Genomic DNA, 23,332 nt, shown 5'->3' on the forward strand with positions numbered 1-23,332 from the left:
GACTCTTTTTAAAAGGATGCTTTCTTATGAAAAATACCAGTGACGTTATCAGTAACAGCAACATGATGAATAGCGACGATATTCGCCATAGCTTTTCAGTGGCTATGTCAGCGATGTATCAAAACGAAGTACCACTTTACGGTGATCTGATTGAGCTCGTGACCGAAGTGAATAACGATGTACTGAATACGCAGCCTGATATCAAAGCTCAGCTTGAGCATACTGGCGAGATTGACCGCTTAAATCTAGAACGTCATGGGGCGATTAGATTGGGCACCGCAGCGGAGCTAAGCATGATGCGTCGCCTGTTTGCGGTGATGGGCATGTACCCTGTTGGCTACTATGATTTAGCACCTGCTGGTGTTCCTGTCCACTCTACTGCGTTTCGCGCTATTGATACAGAGTCGTTAAATAACAGCCCATTTCGGGTATTTACCTCGTTATTACGTTTAGATTTGATAGCAGATGAATCTTTAAAACAAGCAGCAATAGAAACGTTGGCAAATCGGAAAATATTTACTGATGCTGCCATTAAACTTATTGAACGTTTTGAAAATGCTGGGGGATTAACAGATGCAGAAGCGCAGACATTTATCACGGAAGCCTTAGAGACCTTTCGCTGGCATGATAAAACACCCGTTTCAAAAGAGTTGTACGAGCGCTTATTAAAACAGCATCCGCTTATTGCTGACGTGGTGGGTTTTAAGGGGCCGCATATTAATCATCTGACACCCAGAACATTGGATATCGATACCGTACAACAAGGCATGCAAGCACGCGGCATTCCGCCAAAGGCAATCATTGAAGGACCACCAAGACGAGCATGTCCGATTTTACTCAGACAAACCAGCTTTAAGGCACTACAAGAGCCGGTAAGTTTTAAATGCCAATATGATGCTACAGACAACGCTAATAACAATACTGCAGAGCAGTACGAACAAGGTCAACATACCGCCCGATTTGGTGAAATTGAACAGCGCGGAGTGTCGTTAACACCTAAAGGCAGGGCGCTATATGATACTTTATTAAATAAAGCGCGTGACCAGCTAGGAGCAACGCCAAACGAGAGTAATGCCGCAGAATATTATCGTATATTAGAACAAGTATTTGCTGAGTTTCCTGATAATTATCAGACGTTACACGCAGATAAGCTGGCTTATTTTTATTATCAACCGGTTGCTGAAGCCGAAATGGCGGAGATTGGTGACATTAATTTAACAGTGCCAGATGATAAAGAAACGCTTATCCATTTAATTGACAAAGGTGTTATCCGTATTGAGCCCATTGTTTATGAGGATTTTTTACCGGTCAGTGCGGCTGGTATTTTCCAATCCAATCTTCAACAAGACCAGCAAAGTCACTATGATGGCAATTCGAATCAACAAGAATTCGAGCGTGATTTAGGAGTAAACGTTTATGACGAGCTGGCACTGTATGAATCGATGCAAGCTGAAAGTTTGCAAAATTGTCTAAAGATTCTACAAAAAGTAGCATGAATAGCCAGATGATTTGTATGGCATTCCAAAAAGGAATGAGCGCAAGAACTTTATTATTTTGCAAGTTAGCGTGTTGCAGGGTAGTTTTATAAGTCTCAAGGACGTAATAAACCAATAGGAAAGGGATTGATTATGATTAAGCAATATATGTCTGCCATGGGCGTCAAAGAAGAACAATACAGCAATGGCGATTTTGAGGTTCATACCCCAATTGATGGGGCAATTATTGGTAAAGTTACTTTAGACACAGTGGCTGACGTCAATACCAAAATACAAAATGCCAAAGCTGCCTTTCAAGAGTGGCGTACGGTTCCTGCACCAAAGCGTGGCGAGTTGGTTCGTCTGTTAGGTGAAGTGCTGCGTGAGCATAAAGAAGACTTGGGTATCTTAGTATCATTTGAGGCAGGAAAAATAAAAGAAGAAGGTCTGGGTGAAGTCCAAGAAATGATTGATATCTGTGACTTTGCCGTTGGTCTATCTCGTCAAATTTATGGCTTAACCATCGCATCAGAACGTCCAGGTCACCACATGCGTGAAACATGGCATCCGCTTGGCGTTATCGGTGTAATTTCAGCCTTTAACTTCCCTGTTGCCGTTTGGGCTTGGAACACCGCACTTGCTATCGTGTGTGGCAACCCTGTGATTTGGAAGCCTTCAGAAAAAACCCCCTTGGTTGCCATAGCTTGTCAATCATTGTTCGAAAAAGCAGTTGCAAAATTCGGTGACGCTCCAGCTCATTTATCGCAAGTATTATTGGGTGAAGTAGATGTCGGAAATGCATTGGTTGAAAACCGCGATATCGCTTTGGTTAGCGCAACCGGCAGCACACGCATGGGTAAAACCGTCGGACCTAAAGTCGCTGAACGCTTTGGCAAATGCTTACTTGAGCTGGGTGGTAACAACGCCATGATTTTAGCCCCTAGTGCGGATTTAGATTTGGCACTACGCGGTATTTTATTCTCAGCAGTAGGCACAGCTGGGCAGCGCTGTACCACGCTACGCCGCCTATTCGTTCATACCTCTGTTAAAGATGACATCTTGCCACGCGTAAAAGCTGCTTATGAGACGGTTAGTATTGGACATCCACTGGAAGGCAATCTTGTTGGTCCACTGATTGATGAAGACAGCTTTAACAACATGCAAGCTGCGCTAGAAAATGCTAAAAAAGCAGGCGGCAAAGTCACTGGCGGTGAGCGCGTATTGATGGATAAATATCCTGATGCTTATTATGTGAAGCCTGCTATTGTAGAATTTGACGCGCAAAACGATGTGGTCAGAACTGAGACCTTTGCGCCTATTTTATACGTCATGACTTATAACCACTTTGACGATGCCTTAGCTATGCAAAATGATGTACCTCAAGGCTTATCATCGTGCGTATTTACCAATGATTTGCGTGAAGCTGAAATTTTCTTAAGTGATCGCGGTAGTGATTGTGGTATTGCTAACGTCAATATCGGCACCAGTGGCGCTGAAATCGGTGGGGCGTTCGGTGGTGAAAAAGAAACCGGCGGCGGTCGCGAGTCAGGTTCAGATGCGTGGAAAAATTATATGCGTCGTCAGACCAATACAGTCAACTATTCAACAGAGTTGCCACTCGCGCAGGGCATTAGTTTCGGTTAATGCTAAGCAGTTAGATGCTTTATCGTTAAACTAAGAATAGACAATTATCAATAGACAAAGTGCTGAGTCTGCCATGGTCTGGCTGAGCACGATTTTAACTGCTAGGTAGTACTTTATGAGCAACCACGGATAGGTTGTTACGATGATTGATAGCCACGGCTGTTGATTTCCACTACTAAGGAAGGTAGGTGTCTAATGTTAGATAAAAAATCACAGGATTCTGCTAAACAGGCTTCTATTGAACAAGATACTATAGAAAATGGTTCTGCTCAAAATGGCTATGAGCCATCTAGCAGCTTTTTACTTGATATTGCTCCTTTATTATTAACTGCCATGATTCTGATGGTGCAGTTCTTTGTCTTTAAAGATTTTACCCCTCATATCCCTCTCGCTTGTGGCATCTTAATCACAGGCTTATTCATGAAACTGCGTCGGCGTAGCTGGGCAGGCATGGAAGAGAACTTTTTAAAGGTCGTTAAAATCGGTTTGCCTGCCATGATTATTCTAATGGGTGTGGGTATGCTCATTGGCTCGTGGATTATTGCTGGTACGGTGCCGACCATTCTTTATTACGGCTTTAGTATTTTTTCACCTTCTTCATTTTTGTTCTCTGTATGTCTTATCTGTGCTGTTATTTCACTTGCTACGGGTACATCGTGGGGCACGGTCGGTACCGTTGGGCTTGCGATGATGGGTATTGGTTTGGGGCTAGGCATTCCGGCTCACTTTACCGGTGGCGCTATTGTTTCAGGTGCATTCTTTGGTGACAAAATGTCGCCGCTTTCAGATACCACTAACCTTACGCCTGCTGCCGCTGATGTGGATCTTTGGGAGCATATTAGAGGAATGTTGCCGACTACCGTTCCGGCAATGATTACTGCTTTGGCACTCTATGCGTGGATTGGTATGAGCTACGGCAATGATAACGTTAATATGTCTACGATTCAGGCATTACAGTCAACTTTAGCCAGTAATTATAATATTAGCCTCATTACGTTGCTGCCTGCTGTAGTGGTGGTTGGCGCTGCGGTTTTCAAAATGCCTGCGATACCAACCGTATTGGGCGGTGTCGTGGTTGCGTCATTGGTCGCGTTTTTCTTACAAGGCGTTGGCGTCAGCGATATCTTTAATGTATTGCAAAATGGCTTTAAAAGCGAAACTGGGTTTGATGTGGTCGATCAACTACTGTCAAAAGGTGGTGTCATGTCTATGACTTGGGTCGTGACTTTAACCATTTTCGCCTTAGCATTTATTGGTTCAATCGAGCATTACGGCACGCTCAGAGCCATCATGACAAAAATTAATAATATCGTAAAAACGCGTTTTGGATTGGTGACGACCACTTATGCCAGCGTCATTGGTGTGGGTACGATTATTGGCGATGTTTATACCACTTTAGTATTGCCGGGACGATTATTAAAAGATAAATATAAAGAGATGGGCTATAAGCGCACCACATTGACCCGTTCTATCGAAGATAGCGGTACGCTGTTGTCACCACTTATTCCTTGGAATATGGGCGGTAGTTTCGTCGCAGCAACACTGGGTATCGCTACATTAACCTACGCACCCTTTGCTTTTGCTTGCTGGTTATCGCCTTTGTTTGGTTTGTTATGGGCAGCACTTGGTAAATTTACCCCTCGTGAAGATGAGCCAACTAAAGAGATAGTTCTCACCAAAACGTCTAACTCAACTGAGCCTGCCAACACGGCATCTATTAATAACTAATATTAACAACTAACATCAATAACTGATGAGATAAATGGAGTATAAGATGTTGCAAGAGCAATGCTTATGGAACGTGACTGCGCCCAAAATTCATCACTATGATGCGCTCACTCAAGATACCCAAACCAGTGTTTGTATTATTGGCGGCGGCTACACCGGGTTATCAGCGGCTATTCACTTAGCAGAAAAAGGCGTTAAAGTTATCGTATTAGAAAGCCAAACCATCGGTGGTGGCGGTTCAGGAAAAAGCGTAGGGCTGGTCAATGCCGGAACGTGGGCGCGTCCTGATGATTTAAATGTAGCCCTAGGAGAGACAGAAGGCGAGCGTTTAACTGAAGCACTTGGAGAAGCGCCAAGCCTCGTGTTTGATTTAATTAAACGCTACGGTATCGATGCGCAAGCCACACAAACTGGTAATTTACATATGGCACATAATGCCAAAGGTGAAGCCGATGTTGATATTCGATATGAGCAGCTGAGCCGACGCGGCGTGAATGTCGAGGTGCTCACCGGTAGTCGCTGCCATGAATATACGGGTACGACCAGTATTAATAAAGCCTTATTAGACCACCGAACTGGCACTATAAATCCGCTGGCTTATGTCAATGGTTTAGCAGAAGTAGCGGCTAAATTGGGCGTGACGATTCACGAACACTCGGCAGTACATAGCTTGGAAAAAGAGAATAGCCACTGGTATGTAAGAACGGCTGATGCAAACGTTAAAGCTGAGCGCGTCATTATCGCCACCAATGCCTATACCGAAGGCGAATGGACAGAAGTAACCAAAACTTTTTATCAGGTGTTTTATTATCAAATTGCCTCTGAGCCGTTAAGCGGTGAGCTGGCAGACCGCATCTTACCGTATAGAAATGGCGCATGGGACACCCGTTTGGCACTGTCCAGCTTTCGTCGTGATAAAGATGATCGGTTATTACTGGGTACGGTAGGTGGTCGCAATTGTAAGCCAAAAGAGTTTTATCAGTCATGGGCGAATTATGTCCAAAAGAGCTATTATCCTTATTTGCCTGCATTTAATTGGCAGTACGAATGGTATGGTAAATTTGGCTTTACTCAGGATCATATCTTTCGAGTGTTAGAGCCAGATGAAGGTATCTTGACTGCCACTGCTTATAACGGTCGCGGTATCACGACTGGCACATTGATGGGTAAATGCTTTGCGGACTATATTTTAACCGGAGATAGAGCCAGTATTCCATTACCATTTAAAACTATAGAAGAATCCAAAATTCCTCTATCAGGTATGAAATCTGGATTTACGGAGCTTGGCATCAGCTTGTATCACATGGGGCAATGTCTCAAAATAATTAGATAAGCATCATGAAAAATATATAGAGCGTATAAATGCTTTCATAAGTGCAATGTTCTATCGGAATCAGTTTGAATAAATGATGTGTGATTTTTATTTAATAGGAGAGGTTTTCGGTGAGTGATATTTTAAATAGAAAAATGACAGCGGTGGCGACAATTATACAATCGCTAAAAGGCAGTTATGGCTTTGACCGCGCCCAAATCCGCACCGACCTAGAAAGTTTAGAGCATTGGGGTAAGGACTGGACCAAACACTTTGCGCCTGCACCAAGCGCCATCGTCTTTCCTAAAACCACCGAACAAGTTCAAGCCTTAGTCCTCTTGGCAAATGAACACCACATCGTCTTAACGCCTAGTGGCGGTCGTACCGGGCTCTCTGCCGGTGCCGTTGCCGCCAATGGCGAGATTGTCGTCAGCATGGATAAAATGAATCAAATCGGCACCTTTTATCCTGCTGACAGACTGGTTGAGATTGAAGCCGGTGTGGTCACTGAACAATTGCAACAGTTTGCGGAATCTCACGACCTCTACTATCCCGTCGACTTTGCCTCAGCAGGTTCCAGTCAAATGGGCGGCAACATCGGCACCAATGCGGGCGGTATTAAAGTCATCCGTTATGGCATGACCCGTCAATGGATTATGGGCTTAACCGTGGTGACAGGGAAAGGCGATATCTTACATCTTAATCGGGGTATGGTGAAAAATGCCACGGGTTATGATTTGCGTCACTTGTTTATCGGTAGTGAAGGCACCTTAGGTTTAGTCACCCATGCCCAAATTAAGCTTGAGCGTCCACCACAAGACTTAACCGTCATGGTGCTCGGTATGGATAACTTCTCTGATGTGATGAATATCTTATCGGCGTTTCAAGCGAAGATTGACCTCACCGCCTTTGAATTCTTTGACAGTGTGGCGATTGATAAACTGATGGCACATGGGCAAGTACAAGAACCGTTTGAGTCACGCACCAAGTTTTATACCTTGTTAGAGTTTGAAGCACCGTATGAGCCAATCATGGATAAAGCCATGGCTATCTTTGAAGACTGTATGGAGCAAGGTTGGGTGGTCGATGGGGTGATGAGCCAAAGCATTGCCCAAGCACAGGAGTTATGGAAGCTACGTGAATATATCTCGGAAACTATTTCGGTATTTACGCCTTATAAGAATGATGTGTCGGTGTTAATTACTCACGTCCCTGCATTTATCAATGACATTGACCATATTGTCAGCAGTAATTATCCTGACTTTGAAGTGTGTTGGTTTGGGCATATCGGGGATGGGAATTTGCATTTAAATATTCTCAAACCTGAAGCCATGAGCAAGGATGATTTCTTTGCCGCTTGTCAGGTGGTGAATCAGTATGTGTTTGAGACGGTGCAGAAGTATGGCGGCTCGGTGTCGGCAGAACATGGAGTTGGGATGACGAAGAAGCCGTATTTGCACTATAGTCGCAGCGAGACGGAGATTGAGTATCTTAAAGAGATTAAGAAGGTGTTTGATCCAAATAATATTATGAATCGCGGGAAGATTTTTGATATGTAATGTTGGTAGGTAATAAAGGTGTTTTAAAAGGTTAAATAAAAAACGCTCAATCTTATTAATGGGCGTTTTTTTTATTAGCGAAAATAAGATATTAGTTTAAAACTTTATCGTTTGTCCTAACTTAATAGCAGCTGCAATATTAACCGTTGTCGTTTCAATATTATTATAAGCACCCTTTAGCACATTATCGATAGTATCCATCTGTTGGATACTGGGCATGACAATATCAAACTGCGTTGTTTGAGCAGGTTTTAGCCCATCGACGCTTCCACAAATTGCAATCACAGGTTTTTGATGTGCGCGAGCAAGCTGACTCACACCGCCTGCGACTTTGCCCATTGAGGTTTGCGCATCAAGTTTACCTTCGCCCGTTATGACGAGGTCAGCGTTGGCAATATGCTGCGATAAATTCACCGCCTTTGCCACCGTATCAAAACCTGATTGCAGTTGTGCATTGCAAAACGTCATCAATGCAAACCCAAGACCACCAGCCGCACCAGCTCCTGCGATATGTTGATTATCGCCATAACCGTGCTGATGGCATACATTTGCAAAATGATGTAATGAATTATCCAGTTGAGTTACTTGTTCAGGATTAGCCCCTTTTTGTGGGGCAAAAATAGCGCTCGCTCCCAATACGCCGCATAGAAGATTGGTTACATCGCAAGCCACTTCAAACGTTGTCGTTACTATGTTTGGGTTAAATGTTGAGGCATCTATTCGTTGCAACTTATCAAGTTGACCACCGCCTTGCGCTAATGTTGTATCTTTAGCATCGTAAAAACGCATCCCTAAAGCCGTGAGCATCCCTGCACCAGCATCATTGGTCGCACTACCACCAAGACCAATGATAAGGCGCTTTGCCCCTTTATTTAACGCATCATTGATAAGCTCGCCAACGCCAAAACTACTGGTCACTAGTGGATTTCTGTCCTCTATCGTCAATAGATGTAGACCACAAGCTTCCGCAACTTCAATAACGGCAGTGGCATTATCTAATAGCAAATAGCGCGCGGTAATTGGGCGCATGAGAGGGTCATGTACCGCCACGCGTTGCCATTCTCCGCCAAGCGCATAAGACAATACTTCAGACGTGCCTTCGCCACCATCTGCCATTGGCAACAATGTATAGTCAGCATCTGGAAAAACCTGACTGAACCCTGATTGGATAGCTCGGCAAACGTCAATAGCGGCTAGGCTTTCTTTAAACGAGTCGGGCACGATTAAAATATTCATGTAAGGCTCTGTGGTAAAAGGCTTTTTTAGTGTCAAATGAAGAACGCCCATTACAAGTAATAGGCGTCATTATGAACAAGTATTCTTAGAAGAATCAATAAAGGGTTAGACTTTTAGCACTTCTACCATCGCATTGGCAACATAATCAATATTGCTGGCATTTAAGCCTGCCACGCACATACGCGAGTTGGAAATCATATAAATACCAAATTCACTTTGTAAGCGTGCCACTTGCTCAGGTGTCAAACCGGTAAAGCTAAACATACCATTTTGACGGGTAATATAATCAAAATTGCGCTCAGGTAACTTGGCTTCTAAGACTGATTTAAGCGCTAGACGCATGGCTTTAATACGGTCACGCATGCCATAAACCTCACCCATCCATTGCTGATGTAAAGCTTCATCATTCATGACGATATCAACGACATAGCCGCCATGAGACGGTGGGCTTGAGTAGATAGAGCGTACAAGAAAGTTCAGTTGACCAAACACGCGCACGGCTTCATCAGGCGTTGGGCAAACGATAGACAGACCACCGACACGCTCGCCATATAATGACAAGTTTTTAGAAAATGAGTTGCTGACAAATACCGGTAAGCCCATATCAACGGCTTTACGAATGGCATACGCATCGCTGTCAATATCTTCACCAAACCCTTGGTAAGCAATATCCATAAACGGAATAAGCTCATGTTTTTGAATGACTTCTAGCACGGTATCCCATTGCGCTTGGGTCAAATCCATACCGGTTGGGTTATGACAGCAAGGATGCAGCAATACCACATCATTTCTATTCAGCGTACTAAAGAAGCTGACCATCTCATCAAATTTTACACTGTTGCTGGCACTATCGTAGTAAGGATAAGTACCTACTTCAATGTCACTGCCTGCAAAGATGGCAATATGATTGCCCCAAGTTGGGTCGCTGACATAACACTTAGACTGTGGAAACCATTGATGAATAAATTCTGCGCCGACTTTTAAAGCGCCAGAGCCACCGATGGTAGCGATAGTAGCAACGCGATTTTCTTGGACGGCTTGCGCATTTTTACCAAACAATAATTCTTGACACGCCTGACGATGCCCGGGCAATCCTGCCATTGGCAAATAAGGGCGGGGAGCAGTAGATTCAGCAATACGCTGCTCAGCTATTTTTACACAGTCGAGTACTGGCATTTTTCCGGATGCATCATAATAAATACCAATGCCTAAATTGACCTTATTAGGATTAGGGTCTGCTAAAAATTTATCCATTAAACCTAAAATTGGATCGCCAGCATAATAATCAATACGTTCAAACATAGTGTTTCCCAGTTATTTTATGGCACGAAAAAAATTTAAATGAAGGGTACAAAGCATAAATCAGATTGCTGATTAACTCAATATTAAATGAATGAATAACTGATTAAGAAATAGCACGCTTTACGGTTTCTTGGGTGATAAATGACCAAATCATAAACAGTATTATGATCTGTCGTCAGAAACCTATTTAATAATGTTGATAGCTGTTCATTCTAACGTTTTGTAAAGAATATAGAGTATCTATTATTATCATTGTTATTGCCATTATCAAAAAACCAAGATAGCAGATACTCTAGGATTGCTATCTTGTCATGTTATTATGAGATGAACTAAGTTTTGATACCCATTTTCGGGTTAATCGTGCTGTATAAGCACCTTTTTTTGATTGAAAATTATGACACATACCCTCGATACGGGCTCAGTTTCTCTCCGAACTCAGTATTCTCGAATGATTCTCATGGGTGTTAGTGCCTTCGTGGTGAATACGACAGAATTTGTTCCTGTAGCGCTCTTAAGTGATATTGCCCAAGATTTCTCCATCACCACCGCGGAGACAGGTTGGATGGTGACGCTTTATGCTTGGATTGTCGCGGCGATGTCATTACCGCTGATGCTGCTGACCAGTAAATTAGAGCGTAAGCGGTTACTAATGGCATTATTCGTCGTATTTATTATCAGTCATGTCCTGTCCGTATTTGCGTGGAGTTTTCAAGTATTACTGATTAGCAGAGTGGGCATTGCGCTATCCCATGCCATATTTTGGTCCATTACAGCAGCGATAGCGCTACGTGTGGCGCCTGAAGGTAAAAAGGCATTGGCGCTGAGTGTTCTTGCTACCGGTACGGCATTGGCAATGGTGCTGGGTGTGCCCATAGGAAGAATAGTGGGTCAATGGTTTGGCTGGCGTACGACGTTTGGCGGTATCGGTGTGATCGCTTTTATCATATTTGTCCTACAAGCGCGGCTATTGCCCACGCTACCCAGTATGTTTGAAGGGTCGTTCCGAAAAATTCCTGAATTGCTTAAAAATCCATTATTAGTGTGTCTATATATGTTTTGCTTTGTGGTCTTTACCGCTGATTACGCGGCTTACTCTTATATTGAACCTTTTATGCGAGAGGTCGGTTCGATCAGTGAAAATTTGGTCACCTTTGTGTTGTTACTATTCGGTGGTGCAGGACTGATAGGCAGTGTGATGTTCAGTCGTTGGGGGGATAACTCTACTACTAAGCTGATGTTAATCTCAACGATACTCATACTAATATGTATGGTGGCGCTGTTATGGTCGGTAACGTCTATGTGGTTACTCAGTATAAATACCTTGATTTGGGGTACTGCAATGATGCTGTTGCTGCTCTGTATTCAAGTCAAAGTGATTATGATTGATGTCAATGCGCAGGACATGGTGATGTCGATGTTCTCGGGTATTATCAATTTAGGAATTGGTACGGGTGCACTGCTCGGTGGCTATGCCGTTACCCATATCTCACTGTCGAGCGTGGGCTACGTGGGGGCTGCTGTCGCTAGTATCGCGTTATTACTGATGATATTTATGATACAAAGATTTCCTAGCTTACGCTAATGAGTAGCGTTAGATTTTGCCTCGTGATATATGAATGTTAAATGCGCTGATTTTCTATAAGCTAGAGATATTGCGTGTAGTCGCATATCTAATAATGGTTTATGATAATAAGCATATTTTGATTATTTTACAAAAAAGTAGACCATGATTTTTATAAGTAATAACATCAGCCTGAACGACTACGAGGTGGAAATACACGCCATACGCGCGCAAGGTGCGGGCGGACAAAACGTGAATAAAGTATCCTCTGCGATTCATTTACGCTTTGATATTAATGCCTCAAGTCTGAGTGATATCCACAAACAGCGTTTATTAGACAGTAACGATAGCCGCATTAGTAAAGAAGGTGTACTCGTTATTAAAGCGCAGCAGTTTCGCACGCAAGAAAAAAACAAAAGTGATGCTTTTGAGCGGCTGCAGCAATTTATCCTTAAAGCCACCTATGTTAGCAAAACCCGACGACCTACTAAACCGAGCAATAATGCCCGCCGCAAACGTGTCGACCAAAAAACGCAGCGTGGCAAAACAAAATTATTGCGCGGTAAAGTTGAATTTTAAGTCCGCTATAACGTGAATATCATCATGGACATGACCACTTATTCTTTTAAAACCAAGATAAGACAGTTTTCTTATACATTATTCGCTCGAATAAGTCTTTAGAAAGTCGGTCAGTTACGCTCCAAATATCTTACCCAATATTGATATTATACCTATAATTAGTAAGATATAAGCGATTATCTTAAAGCTATCCGAGCCCTTTTTGCTACTCAGTGGTATCGTATCATGCGCTGGTATGACCATGCTGTGCGCCTCCGTTGCAGTTGGGATGACATGCGCTTGCGCGTCCGATGGCTGTACAAATATATTTTTAAGCTTTACTGGATTGGACGGGCTTTGCTGCGATTCTTCTTCATATACAATCTCTTGGTTATCCTGAATCAGCTTTTCTTTACTGATGTTCCTTTTGGTATTTAAAATCAAATGCCACTGCTTGTTTATTTCTTCTTTTATCACCGTACAAAAATACGTAAAGTCTGAGTAGTTTACTTTTCCAATGTTCAAAGCAATGTCAGAGCTGTCTTGCATTTCTGGTGCCACCCAAAGTTGAAAAAATATCAAATCATCTTTAATATGATAGTTATGAGTTTCTCCATCATGAGTCATACGAATAAAAGCATCAATCGGTTGTTTTGAGGTGTTTTTAAAGCAGATAAAAATCTGTCTGACTTCGTCTTTGCTGATATTTCTATTGTAACCTTTATCCAAATCTATGGAATAATGGCTATTTAATGTAAAGCCTTCTACCAAACAATCTTTTCTGACCTTTTTAGTCACTTCGTTTTTATCTACGATATCTAGCGCATAGTTTTCTGAATTAATTTTACTAAAGTCGAAGTAGTTCAATTCAATATCTGCATCATCCATCAAATGATGCTGAATAAAAATACCGTACTCAATATTGAGATTTTCGACCAGTGCTGGTACATATAGTAATAAATTAAATCTCATTAACTGTTAATCCTTAATCAACGATAACTGCTGTAATGTCGTCTAATAGTGTTAAATTTTACTCTGCAGTATTAAATATTTAAAAAAATGTGCCCAAGCCTTTATCATTATAGGCTGTGAGCCATCGCTACTCTTAAAAGCCGATATCACATTAATAATTTAATCGGCTCATAGCGGTAATGGCGTCACGTTCGCCAAGCGCGGCAGATTCACTATACCAATGAACTGCCATCTCCATATCCATATCTAAACCATCGCCATTCTCATAACGTTGACCGATGACGTACATTGAACGCTTATGCCCAAGCTCGGCAGATTCCATTAATAATCTCAGACCCTCTTGTTCATCTTGTGGCATACCACCTGTACCATTGAGGGCGTAAACTGCTACGGCATAAAGCCCTGAAGCACTATTTAACTCAGCTGCTTTTTTATACCACATGGCAGAAGCCTCTAAATCCTTTTCAACGCCGCCACCGACATCATAGAGATAAGCGAGATTGGTCATTGCACGAGGATAGTTCGCTTCAGCAGAGTGACGGTGCCAAGTTGCCGCATACTCAAGATCCTTAGTAACACCAAGACCTTTTCGATATATCCACGCCAACTGATTCATAGCGCCTGCGTGACCTTGGGTTGATGCTTGCTCTAGCCAATTTCTGGCTTGATCGTAACGTTGCATTTGATAGTAATAAATACCTAATACAAACATGGCATTAACGTTTTGAGCGTTTGCTAACGCTTCAAGACTATCAATCGAAGCCACATCAAACCCAAAACTGGCTAATAATTCTTCAAACCGACCGATACTTTTAGATTCATTTTCGACATTAAGCTGGTTGCTTGCCAAAAATATTGGTGCATAGGCATTATTGTTATTATCCAGCAGGCTCTGGTACATCTCTAGCCGTTGTCTATCATTAGGGTACTCCATATCGACTGCGGTTAATTGATCGACCCACTCAATATGTTGCTCATCGGTTACGCTATTATCTTCCACGCCGCTATCTTCCACTACTACTACTTCATCCGGTATATATGTCGGTTGTTCGACTGGCTCTTCAATGTCTTGTATGTCAACAGCCTCAGCATCTTCATAGCTCATATCAGGTTCTGAGTCAAATGCACCTGCGGCAATAACCATCAACAGAATGCCTGTTGCGGCAATAACCATCAACAGAATGCCTGTAAAACTTATTAACGTATATTTAAGATTTTTATTCATGATAGTTAAGCCATATTGCATTGTGTATAATTTTATGCGATGTATCAGACAGTAAGGTCTACCGCACTAGAACCGTATCAATTGATATGCACAGATGTGAGGTTTAAAGGATTATTGGCGTGACTGTTAATATCTCATTATCACTACATTCTAATCTATGCCATTGTTGATGCGTCCACATTTTATCCAAGCTGGTCGGTCGTTGTATACAATAGCCGATACCATGGCTGATATGCTCTTTATCAGAACCAGAGGTCTTGATAATGCCTATTACCATAGTATGTCTAGGCGGTCTATTATCGACCACCATATTACTAATACCTTGACCACTCGTCCAAAACACAATGTCAAAATGCTTACTAATTTTCTCTGATAAATCTGTTGGTAATCTAGCAATCAGCGTATTTTTACCATGTACTCTTTGCCAGTCATAAAAACCTTCTACCAAATCACTCAAGTCTTGCTTAGAAAATATGCCCCATACCACATCCTCCTCTTTTTGATCTAATATTTCTAGATTAAAATCATCGGAAGCGTCTTGGTTACTTTCACTCTCTGTTATAAGTTCTTTAATCATTACCGGTTGTTTAGCAATTAGTGATTGCTTAGTAGGTATCGGTGATTCAGTAACGATAATTTTTTTTGGTTGTTCTTGAATTAATGCCAATAATGCGATGAACCCTTCAGAGTCTATTCTTTGATTCTCAATCTCATGGTATTTTTGCGAGGATTGAGCATCAGATAAAATAGGATACACCTGTATAAAAATCTTGTTAAGATTTAGAGAGGAGGTGGGTATCAGTTGACTGAATGGATATACGGTTTCAAGATGAATTTTTTCATCGCGCGCAGAAGTTGACGCCCACAAATAAATATGTGCTAATCGTGGCTTCTCTTTTAATAGCAAGTCAGTATCAATAAGATAAGATAGAAATAATGAGTTTTTATTATTACTTTTTTTACTAGACTTATCACCATTGTCAAGTGGACGTCTTTTATGCACCAAGTCTAACCAAGTTTTACTGTCATTTTTTATATCGTTGATATCTATAACATCGACCCGTGATTCGTCGTTGTATTCTAAAATCAGACAACACTCAAATGGAGTATCAGCTGACTTTTCTTGGGGCGCCAACCACGAAAACACTAACATATCTTCGTTCCTTATAAGCTTGGATCGCATATTAAATTGATGTTAATCGTGCGCGGATATAGGCTATCGATATGCTGCTTAGACTTATTGGCAAGGCTTGATATCAGCTGATTGTACTGAAAGGTTTTATCGGCTAAGTTGCTGCAGTCATCCTCTGAGCTACAGCCGTCACGCTCAATAGAAAACTGGGCATAGTAATCAGTATTGATTAAAGTGCTCTTCGCGGCGTATTGTAACTCCATACCTTGCGCGCTTTTTTGTGCTTCCGCCATCCCAGAGCTGATGCCAATACATGCTTTTTGTGCCTCTATAATAGGGATAGATAAATAGTTATCGGTAACCTCAACGTTAGCAGGTGCTTTGGGCGTAATACTGTAGCCAGTTTGCAGCGGTAAGTTTAGCTTTAAGGTGCTGCCCGTTTTTGAGCGAAATAGGGGACCATCAGGACAAATTTTGTCGCGGTTGGTTTTGGGGTTGGGATAAGGATAAAAGATAATACTGTTTTTCTCACCCCAGCTGATATCGTAGCAATTTTTTTGCTCATCGCTAAGCGCACTATTGGGATCAAAGGCGCTAATAAATGGCTTTTGCTCGCCCATAGACAAATCAATTACATTTTTGGGACTGATGATTGGTGCAGGCGAGCTAAAGCTATCGTAATTTTTGGCATCATTGGTCAACAGCCGTAATTGGGGTAAAAACTCAGCCTGAGCAATGACGCTATTTGGATATTGCTGTTGAGCATTAATCAGGTTTTGCTGAATTTTCTCAATCTGCTCGGCGCTTGAGCGTTGTTTAGCGAGCCAAAAAAAATGCAAATGCTTTTGGGTTTGCGCGATAGTTTTGGTTGCATTGTTCACCGTATAATACGTCCCCACAAATGGCGAGCGCAGCGATAAAAACCCCAACCTTGGCAATGATGTCGAACTATTTTACACTAAATTATGCTAAGCTATAACTCTTTATTTAAAAGGGTTATAGCTTTTTTATTTGAAAGGAATTATTTTTAAAATAGCATATCATAAGGACATAAGTCATACTTTGGTCACAGTTTTTTTATTGATATTGATACCTAACTATTTATTATTTATAGTAAGTTCTTGCCTCCCCACCCCACAGTAAGTAGCTAGTACAAATTGAATTCATATGGTTATATTTAATTATAAAATCACATGCCGACTTTTCAGAGTGCCTCAAAAAAGTGGATGAGCATTGCAAGGAAAGGTCTGATCTTTTTTCGTATATAACGTAGGTTAGGATTATGAGTATGCAGGATGTAACGAAAAACACAGCGCGTCATCAGTTTTTGATCCCATCTAAGGTCAACATTATGGTTCATCCTAGTGCGGTATCTGCACATAATGTTTGGCTAAAATTTCGTCCCAAAAAATCTTCTATTAAGATTAGTGATGTTGATAAATATCATAAGCCCCCTGTTCGAGTAATTAGAGGTAAGGATCATTATCTATATTTTAATTGTTTTGAACGTGTGTCACAGATTTTTCAGGATGAGTCTAAACTGAGTCAGCCATTCATAATTATTGCAGGTCATGATCAGCAGATCGTTAAAATGGCGTGGTTGGAGGTGCTGACATTATGTTTTTATCGAGACGTCAATCATGTGCTGTTATGGCAGCATCTAAAAAAGCATTGTGCCCAAAGCATATTGAGAGAGCTGATGAATTGTGATGATTTACGAACTGAAGATTACTGTCGTTTTGCAGGCATCGATCAGCATCAATATGAGTATCAACAAAAATTATTAGTAGATGAGACAAAAAATTTGGGGCTAGAGCAGGATATGAGTTGGCTATATGGAAAATGAAGAGGGCGTACGCCTTAAACATATGTCAGTAGAGGACGTCAGTCTTGTCATAAAGAGGTTAGTACCTGATGATTCTCCTTTAGCAGAACAAGTACAAGCTTTGGTTTTTGAGTTGATATTATTATCACCCAAGTACCTTCTTGATATGCAAGAGTTTATCTCATCTGCTGATCCAATTTTATTAAGTGATGATGACTTTCAAGCAATCATCTCTATGGTAAAAACGAATAAAAATACAGAGGCTTGGGCGGTCTCTTATATGTTGGCGCAGTTTGCTACTGATCAGAAAAATAAGTTATTCACTGATGCATACTGGCAGTTTATGAGTAAGTATCTACAAATAATGCTACTGATCGCGCAGAGTGATGACAATCACTATAAAAAAATCAGCAAGCTTGGCGTCAGGGTTAGGATGGCGTTAGATACCGACTCATCTCAAGCAGGCATCTTAAAACAGCTCATTACAATCCACGCCTCATCTAATAATGCTTATAAAAACCTGAATGACATTGAAGCCTATGAAAAGAGTAAGTATCGTGAAGAAAAAGACGCTTCTGCTAAAACTGATAATATCGCTAAAAAAATAGGAGAGATAAGGCTCGCTTATGAGGTCGCTATCAAAGATAAGGCGTTTATTGAAAGAGAGCGCCGAGCAAGTAGGCAGGATAGTGAGCCGAAAAACGTAAATGATACAAGAGCAGCTCGGTATACAGATGAAACAACTCGGCTGATTCGAATCGCTGATTATGAGCACAAAGACAATGTTGCTAGACCAGAAAATATAGCAGATGATGATCCACCAGCACTATTAGACAATGATTACGCGCCGCCTAGAGCAGTAGCCAAATCATCGCAGCTGCAGCAGTTTCAAGTAAAGACCAATTATTTACACAGTAAGCGCAATCAGCTCTTGTTGCCAAGTAATACTAGAGTGCTTCCTATACTCAGTTATCAGATTTTATTCAAAAAATTGTGGGATGTAGTGATCAAGGGCGATTTATCAGAGCGTCAAGTTGCTACGGTATTATTATTGTCTTTATTATCAGGCAGACAAATCAACGTCATAGCTTCAGAGATCAGCACCAATAAAAGCCAAAGACAGTTTTTGGTTGAAGATGATAGTGGCGAAACAATCATCAAGAATACGATTAATGTCACCCTAAATCGACGTGGTAAGATAAAACCCCATATCAAAAGTGATAGTAATTATTTTAGTTTGCCACTACCGCACTCCATACAAGCCATACTGCAGTACAAGTTTGAAGTGAAAAAAGACGTAATTGATGAGCTATTAAAAACGCTTAAAAGCGACTTGGTATTGCCCTCTTTTTCTAGTCAACATATTGAGTCTGCTCTAGCATTCATTATCAAACATGAGATAAAACAACCTTTGCATGCTGACATGATAACCGGAGTAGAGGTCGAACACTCATCGCCATTATACTATACCAGTATTGAGATATCCTCTCTGCTGGACACCTATCAATCAGCGCTTAAAATACTAAGTGATCGTTGTTTTAAAAGCTTTAATGATATTTACTTTCATAAAATCGAGAATACCGAAGTAGCCTCAAAAATTTTAAACCTGAAAAGTCATCACTTGTATCAGGGATATCGATATTCTTGCTTCATAAAGATGCCGATCATAGCCAGTAATATTAATAAAAAATATGTTGGTAGTGAAATGGCTTTAGATGACAAAGTTTGCAGTAATTTTTTTAGCCTCTTAAATGCTCATGTACAAGACTACAATGGCCATTTAATTCGTGATGCAAAAAATGGTAGAGATACCTATATCGAGCAGTTTAACGCATATAGTCTTTGGCTGTGGCACATCATTCAAATACAGACGGGGATAAGACCAGTAAACGATGTGCCAGGTTATCTGCATCAATTTAATTTTATGCATGATATTTATTGGGTCTCAGATAAAGCCATACGTCAAGGAGATGATGGCGGTCGTCTTATTCCAATCAGTCACTTCTTAAAAATAGCACTGCAGAATTACCTGATATATTTAAAACAATTTGCCAGTTTGCATAACCCTATATACCCAAACCACCAATTGCGCATTGAAGAGATTTTACAATCACGAATACCACTGCTACAGGTATTTAGCTATAACCCTAAAGGATTTGTCGCTATCTCACCAGGGCGTATAAGGAGGCTGTTAGGCAGTTTTTTAACTCATCAAGATAACTGGCTACGCCATCAACTGCGCTCAATGCTCACGAATAAAGTTGATGAAGTTTATATCTGCGCTTTATTCGGTCATGAACATGCGGATCAAGAGATGTTTCATCCGATGTCTTCATCGTCAATAATGCCATATAAATCGACATTGGCAGCGCATTTAGATGAGGTGGTGCAAGAGCTGCAACTGAAGCAAGTGGAGGTGACGCTTTATGGCTAAGCCAATAACGCTCGCTGGGCATAAGCTCAGACAAGCCAAACAAAAACAGCAAAAAGAGGCGCTAAGAAAAAAAGCGGCAAACTTAGTGACCGCTTATTTACAGCAGTATCAAGCAATCGACCCTACTGACATATCAGAACATTATCATGCGATTGACGCTCAGCTTTCAAATGCATTCACAACCTTTAATAATTACCGTGTAGCACGGCAAGGGTTCTTAGACGCGGTAAGAGCGTACAATAAAGCCAATCATTGTACGTTAGATGAGCCAGTCGTTCCTATTGTGGCTGAACGAGATAAACTTACCATCAGCTATGAGTGGTTTGTTGAAGGTTCAAAGGTTTCAAGTACTTGGGAGGCGATGCAACTATTTTGGCAGAATAAGCGCAAGTTTAGTGCCAATGACTATGTGACTTACTTTTTATATAGCAGTATTATATTCGGTGGTCTAAATGATTTACCTGCACTAAAAGCATTGTATAAATGGGTATTTAGCGATCGAAAATTACATCTTGTTGATTTAGAAAAACAGACTGAACATCATAAGAAGTTAGATGCTAATAAAATTTTGCTCGTGATTCCTTTAGAGATCAGTGATGACAAATATGGTTGCAGAGTTGATGGCAATGATGACGCATTGATTCGCTATGTGTCTTATATTCCTGATGACCTAAGTCTTATGTTTCTATACGCCTTAAGTGATACTGATGTAAATAAGCGTAAAATACAGCAGTTTGAGACGATTATCAAAGGATTGAACAATACGTTTGAACTTACTTGCCGAGATCCAGAAAAAATCCATTTATCATATCTTATCAAATATGCTAATTTTCATTGGCGCCAGTGGCCTGGTAGTGCTATAGATGGCGCTGATAGTCTTGTCATGCAAGGACAGCTTAAAAGTACATCACTACCTACTGAGCAATTACTTAGTTATAACCAAGAAATCATTCAAAAAATCCAATCTTATATTACTTGGCAACAGCTGTTTATTAAAGGCCCATCATCAAACGATACTTCTAAGCCAAGTAACAGCTATCCCGCTTTCAGTAAAAACATCATTCAGCTCATTCAAGAAGGATTGAAAGGGACTCGAGCATCTGCTAAAGATACTATTAACAACGTAAAAAATGACTTTCCTCAGCCTAACGCAATACGTCTGCTAGGTTGGGTACTATTTTTACTAGAAGGTAATCAAACCAACCTAAACTCAGTTAGTAAGTACGTCGGTTGTATTGGACGTGAATGGCTTATGTTGACGATGGATGAAGATTTAGAAGAATGGGGTACCAATGATTATGAAGAAATATATGAGCAAATCATCTTAAGTAAAGTCAAAGACGCTCGTAAAAAAGATGTTTTGCAGAAAGACCCGATCGATGATCGAGATGATATTGAGCTTGATTATGACGATGTCAAGAATAGTAGAGGTGATGATTTAGAGGAACCAATATCTGATTTAGAGCAAGCGCTAGACCAAAATGTCGACTCAAAAGATGAATGCAAACAATCCACTAGCCTAGATGAGCTCAAAAACACTCAGTCTTACACTTACGGACGACTACGCGCTTTTCATCGATATCAGATGCAGTATTTCGATGCTCCTGACGTGATTTTTGCATGGGGAGAAAACAAACAGGTCGTCAAAGCGAGCATGGTCTCACCTCGGGTGTATAACGCCATGCATAGCGCACTACAAGCATCTGAGTTAAACAAGAGCCAAAAGCTGTTATGCCAGACGATATTAATTTTAGCGTATCGTACTGGCATGCGCATTAATGAGATTGCAGGTATAAAACTCAAGAACGTAAAAGAGAGCTCAGATGTTAGCGTTGTACTGACGCCAAACCCTTATCTACGTCTTAAAAGCAGCAGTGCTAAAAGAAGAGTGTTGTTGGAGGCACTTTTAAAGAAAGATGAGCTAAGGATAGTTACGTTATTTATTGCTCAGCAAGAAAGAATGGGGGCGTCCTATTTGTTCTCTCAAGGCGTGGGTAAGCAGCCTCTACCAACGTATTTCTTTAGCAATTTGATGAGAATACTATGGGATGGAGTGCTTGGGCAAGATAGTCACAATTATACTTTTCATAGCCTTAGACATACGGCAATCAGTCAGTTAGCGCTAGCTATTAATGGTTCGGCATTAGCAGAGGTGATGACCGACTATACCCAGCAGGAATGCCAGAACATCGCTGACAGCTTGGTAGGCTATCATCAAATCCAGGGTGCTTGGTTTGGGCTAGCGAGTTTTGTAGGTCATCTGACTTGTGACACAACTTTTGAGCATTATATCCATACCGCACATTTGTTAGCAGGGTGGCAGCTGAGCAACGCTAAAATAGAGATACCTTTTACGGTACTGAAAAGTATAACTGGTATAGATTATCAAACTGTCAATTATCATGATAAAACCGCCTATGACAAATCTACTAAAGCGGTAGCGTTGAAGAAATTAAGACATTACTTTGCCAAAAAGCTAAAAGCACATCACACCCCTTTATTTACAGCACCCAATGTGAGCACCCAACTTATCCAGTGGAGTGCTGAAGGTGAGGGGATACAGCACTCTATTTTTATTGATGCAAGGTACGATGCTGTTATAAGTTTTATAAGAGAGGTAGATAAAGTTAAGCCTGAGCTGCGCGATAAAGAGTTGGAAAATATAGCGATAAAACACGGTATTCACCTAATCAATGCACTAGCTTTATACAAAAACGCGAGTGGCTTGAATAATAACGATAAGCTCATTACCCAAGTCAAAGGTCAAACTGCTCAAGCGATTATTACCACGGCATTGGATAACGCTTATAACCTGTCCGTACAGAAACCTGATCAATTAAGAGAGTTTGTCAGTATTTATAAGCAAAAGCACATTACCTCTAGATCTTACTTAAAATTTGGTATTAAAGAGTCACAACATGATTTGTTGGCTGAGTTTTTGAAGATAGCCTGTGAAATTATTGCTCCTCACCATTGGCAGCTAACTTCTAGTAGTATAAAGGAGGTTAGGGACTTTAAGAGAAAGCATAAAATTGATAGTACTGTTAGGGTGGAAGCCAACCAACACTGTGTAGGCTTTGAAGTTAGAGTTGTGAGAAAAATGAACTCTAAATCTGAGAAACAAACTAATTATGAGTCATCCGGTGTCTTAAAGTTTTTAGGAGAGATGTTAATGGTACTGCTTGAACAGGATAGTGAGGAATGAGACTGATATAGAATAGCTTTTATCGTCAGATTAGGTAATAAAACCTCTAGAGTTAATTTTTACGGATTTGACAGCATAGATCAGATGGCTTCAAATTTGAATTCTCGAGTGTATTGGTTGCGTTTGTTGGTAATACTATTTTCCTTTTTTAAGTTAGTATAACC

Annotated in this window: 16 protein-coding genes; 10 read left to right on the top strand and 6 right to left on the bottom strand. The window is 41.0% G+C overall.

Annotation, left to right across the window (positions count from 1 at the left end; translation table 11 throughout):
- The first annotated feature begins 26 nt into the window (after positions 1-26).
- The 5 genes from AOC03_RS11360 (at position 27) to AOC03_RS11380 (ending at position 7,718) form a co-directional block, all read left to right on the top strand.
- The gene (locus tag AOC03_RS11360; protein WP_062536094.1) at positions 27-1,496 is read left to right on the top strand and encodes a VOC family protein; all 1,470 of its coding nucleotides are present in this window, start codon (positions 27-29) and stop codon (positions 1,494-1,496) included.
- A gap of 132 nt (positions 1,497-1,628) precedes the next feature.
- On the top strand, positions 1,629-3,119 hold the full coding sequence (locus AOC03_RS11365) for an aldehyde dehydrogenase family protein (protein WP_062536096.1): 1,491 nt from the start codon (positions 1,629-1,631) through the stop codon (positions 3,117-3,119).
- 195 nt (positions 3,120-3,314) lie between these two features.
- Positions 3,315-4,847 carry a Na+/H+ antiporter NhaC gene (gene nhaC / locus AOC03_RS11370; RefSeq protein ID WP_084785854.1) on the top strand — a complete coding sequence of 511 codons (1,533 nt, stop codon included), beginning with the start codon at positions 3,315-3,317 and terminating at the stop codon, positions 4,845-4,847.
- A gap of 46 nt (positions 4,848-4,893) precedes the next feature.
- Positions 4,894-6,180 carry an NAD(P)/FAD-dependent oxidoreductase gene (locus AOC03_RS11375; protein ID WP_062536098.1) on the top strand — a complete coding sequence of 429 codons (1,287 nt, stop codon included), beginning with the start codon at positions 4,894-4,896 and terminating at the stop codon, positions 6,178-6,180.
- A 134-nt stretch (positions 6,181-6,314) separates the two neighbouring features.
- Complete coding sequence (locus tag AOC03_RS11380) at positions 6,315-7,718, top strand: FAD-binding oxidoreductase (protein WP_062536100.1); 1,404 nt, start codon at positions 6,315-6,317, stop codon at positions 7,716-7,718.
- 96 nt (positions 7,719-7,814) lie between these two features.
- Here AOC03_RS11380 and AOC03_RS11385 read toward each other — a convergent pair whose 3' ends face one another.
- Together AOC03_RS11385 and AOC03_RS11390 are read right to left on the bottom strand one after the other, a co-directional pair.
- Positions 7,815-8,954 carry a glycerate kinase gene (locus AOC03_RS11385; protein WP_062536102.1) on the bottom strand — a complete coding sequence of 380 codons (1,140 nt, stop codon included), beginning with the start codon at positions 8,952-8,954 and terminating at the stop codon, positions 7,815-7,817.
- Between the two features lie 105 nt (positions 8,955-9,059).
- A complete protein-coding gene (locus AOC03_RS11390) occupies positions 9,060-10,256 on the bottom strand; it encodes an aromatic amino acid transaminase (RefSeq protein WP_062536105.1) in 1,197 nt (398 codons plus the stop codon).
- Between the two features lie 394 nt (positions 10,257-10,650).
- On the opposite strand from AOC03_RS11390, the gene AOC03_RS11395 reads away from it, so the two are divergent.
- Positions 10,651-11,838 carry a sugar transporter gene (locus AOC03_RS11395; protein WP_062536108.1) on the top strand — a complete coding sequence of 396 codons (1,188 nt, stop codon included), beginning with the start codon at positions 10,651-10,653 and terminating at the stop codon, positions 11,836-11,838.
- 144 nt (positions 11,839-11,982) lie between these two features.
- A complete protein-coding gene (arfB, locus tag AOC03_RS11400; protein WP_062536110.1) occupies positions 11,983-12,396 on the top strand; it encodes an alternative ribosome rescue aminoacyl-tRNA hydrolase ArfB in 414 nt (137 codons plus the stop codon).
- Positions 12,397-12,510: 114 nt separating this feature from the next.
- Here the strand turns inward: arfB and AOC03_RS11405 are convergent, their stop codons facing one another.
- The 4 genes from AOC03_RS11405 to AOC03_RS11420 form a co-directional block, all read right to left on the bottom strand.
- Positions 12,511-13,347 (bottom strand): hypothetical protein, encoded by an 837-nt coding sequence (locus AOC03_RS11405; RefSeq protein WP_062536112.1) that lies wholly within the window; start codon positions 13,345-13,347, stop codon positions 12,511-12,513.
- A gap of 151 nt (positions 13,348-13,498) precedes the next feature.
- Positions 13,499-14,572: a tetratricopeptide repeat protein gene (locus tag AOC03_RS11410; protein ID WP_062536114.1), complete on the bottom strand. Its 1,074-nt coding sequence runs from the start codon at positions 14,570-14,572 to the stop codon at positions 13,499-13,501.
- 103 nt (positions 14,573-14,675) lie between these two features.
- Entirely contained in the window at positions 14,676-15,725 is a 1,050-nt protein-coding gene (locus AOC03_RS11415; protein WP_062536116.1) for a hypothetical protein, read from the bottom strand.
- A gap of 11 nt (positions 15,726-15,736) precedes the next feature.
- Positions 15,737-16,585 (bottom strand): hypothetical protein, encoded by an 849-nt coding sequence (locus AOC03_RS11420; RefSeq protein WP_157049321.1) that lies wholly within the window; start codon positions 16,583-16,585, stop codon positions 15,737-15,739.
- A gap of 407 nt (positions 16,586-16,992) precedes the next feature.
- On the opposite strand from AOC03_RS11420, the gene AOC03_RS11425 reads away from it, so the two are divergent.
- The 3 genes from AOC03_RS11425 to AOC03_RS11435 are packed head-to-tail and all read left to right on the top strand — an operon-like array spanning position 16,993 to position 23,168.
- Complete coding sequence (locus AOC03_RS11425) at positions 16,993-17,550, top strand: hypothetical protein (protein ID WP_062536121.1); 558 nt, start codon at positions 16,993-16,995, stop codon at positions 17,548-17,550.
- The gene (locus tag AOC03_RS11430; protein ID WP_062536123.1) at positions 17,540-19,963 is read left to right on the top strand and encodes a hypothetical protein; all 2,424 of its coding nucleotides are present in this window, start codon (positions 17,540-17,542) and stop codon (positions 19,961-19,963) included. The genes AOC03_RS11425 and AOC03_RS11430 overlap by 11 nt, the downstream gene beginning before the upstream one ends.
- Positions 19,956-23,168, top strand: a complete 3,213-nt coding sequence (locus AOC03_RS11435) for a tyrosine-type recombinase/integrase (protein WP_062536125.1) — start codon at positions 19,956-19,958, stop codon at positions 23,166-23,168. Before AOC03_RS11430 ends, AOC03_RS11435 begins: the two co-directional genes overlap by 8 nt.
- Positions 23,169-23,332 lie beyond the last annotated feature (164 nt).

The sequence above is a fragment of the Psychrobacter urativorans genome (genome assembly GCF_001298525.1).
Taxonomy (GTDB): Bacteria; Pseudomonadota; Gammaproteobacteria; order Pseudomonadales; family Moraxellaceae; genus Psychrobacter; species Psychrobacter urativorans_A.

What these genes read in the sequence shown, in the direction of transcription:
- AOC03_RS11395 (WP_062536108.1), top strand. Translation starts at nt 10,651, where the DNA reads ATGACACATACCCTCGATACGGGCTCAGTTTCTCTCCGAACTCAGTAT.
- nhaC (WP_084785854.1), top strand. Translation starts at nt 3,315, where the DNA reads ATGTTAGATAAAAAATCACAGGATTCTGCTAAACAGGCTTCTATTGAA.
- AOC03_RS11360 (WP_062536094.1), top strand. Translation starts at nt 27, where the DNA reads ATGAAAAATACCAGTGACGTTATCAGTAACAGCAACATGATGAATAGC.
- AOC03_RS11405 (WP_062536112.1), bottom strand. Translation starts at nt 13,347, where the DNA reads ATGAGATTTAATTTATTACTATATGTACCAGCACTGGTCGAAAATCTC.
- AOC03_RS11390 (WP_062536105.1), bottom strand. Translation starts at nt 10,256, where the DNA reads ATGTTTGAACGTATTGATTATTATGCTGGCGATCCAATTTTAGGTTTA.
- AOC03_RS11380 (WP_062536100.1), top strand. Translation starts at nt 6,315, where the DNA reads ATGACAGCGGTGGCGACAATTATACAATCGCTAAAAGGCAGTTATGGC.
- AOC03_RS11385 (WP_062536102.1), bottom strand. Translation starts at nt 8,954, where the DNA reads ATGAATATTTTAATCGTGCCCGACTCGTTTAAAGAAAGCCTAGCCGCT.
- AOC03_RS11415 (WP_062536116.1), bottom strand. Translation starts at nt 15,725, where the DNA reads ATGTTAGTGTTTTCGTGGTTGGCGCCCCAAGAAAAGTCAGCTGATACT.
- AOC03_RS11410 (WP_062536114.1), bottom strand. Translation starts at nt 14,572, where the DNA reads ATGAATAAAAATCTTAAATATACGTTAATAAGTTTTACAGGCATTCTG.
- AOC03_RS11430 (WP_062536123.1), top strand. Translation starts at nt 17,540, where the DNA reads ATGGAAAATGAAGAGGGCGTACGCCTTAAACATATGTCAGTAGAGGAC.
- AOC03_RS11425 (WP_062536121.1), top strand. Translation starts at nt 16,993, where the DNA reads ATGCAGGATGTAACGAAAAACACAGCGCGTCATCAGTTTTTGATCCCA.
- AOC03_RS11365 (WP_062536096.1), top strand. Translation starts at nt 1,629, where the DNA reads ATGATTAAGCAATATATGTCTGCCATGGGCGTCAAAGAAGAACAATAC.
- AOC03_RS11435 (WP_062536125.1), top strand. Translation starts at nt 19,956, where the DNA reads ATGGCTAAGCCAATAACGCTCGCTGGGCATAAGCTCAGACAAGCCAAA.
- AOC03_RS11375 (WP_062536098.1), top strand. Translation starts at nt 4,894, where the DNA reads ATGTTGCAAGAGCAATGCTTATGGAACGTGACTGCGCCCAAAATTCAT.
- arfB (WP_062536110.1), top strand. Translation starts at nt 11,983, where the DNA reads ATGATTTTTATAAGTAATAACATCAGCCTGAACGACTACGAGGTGGAA.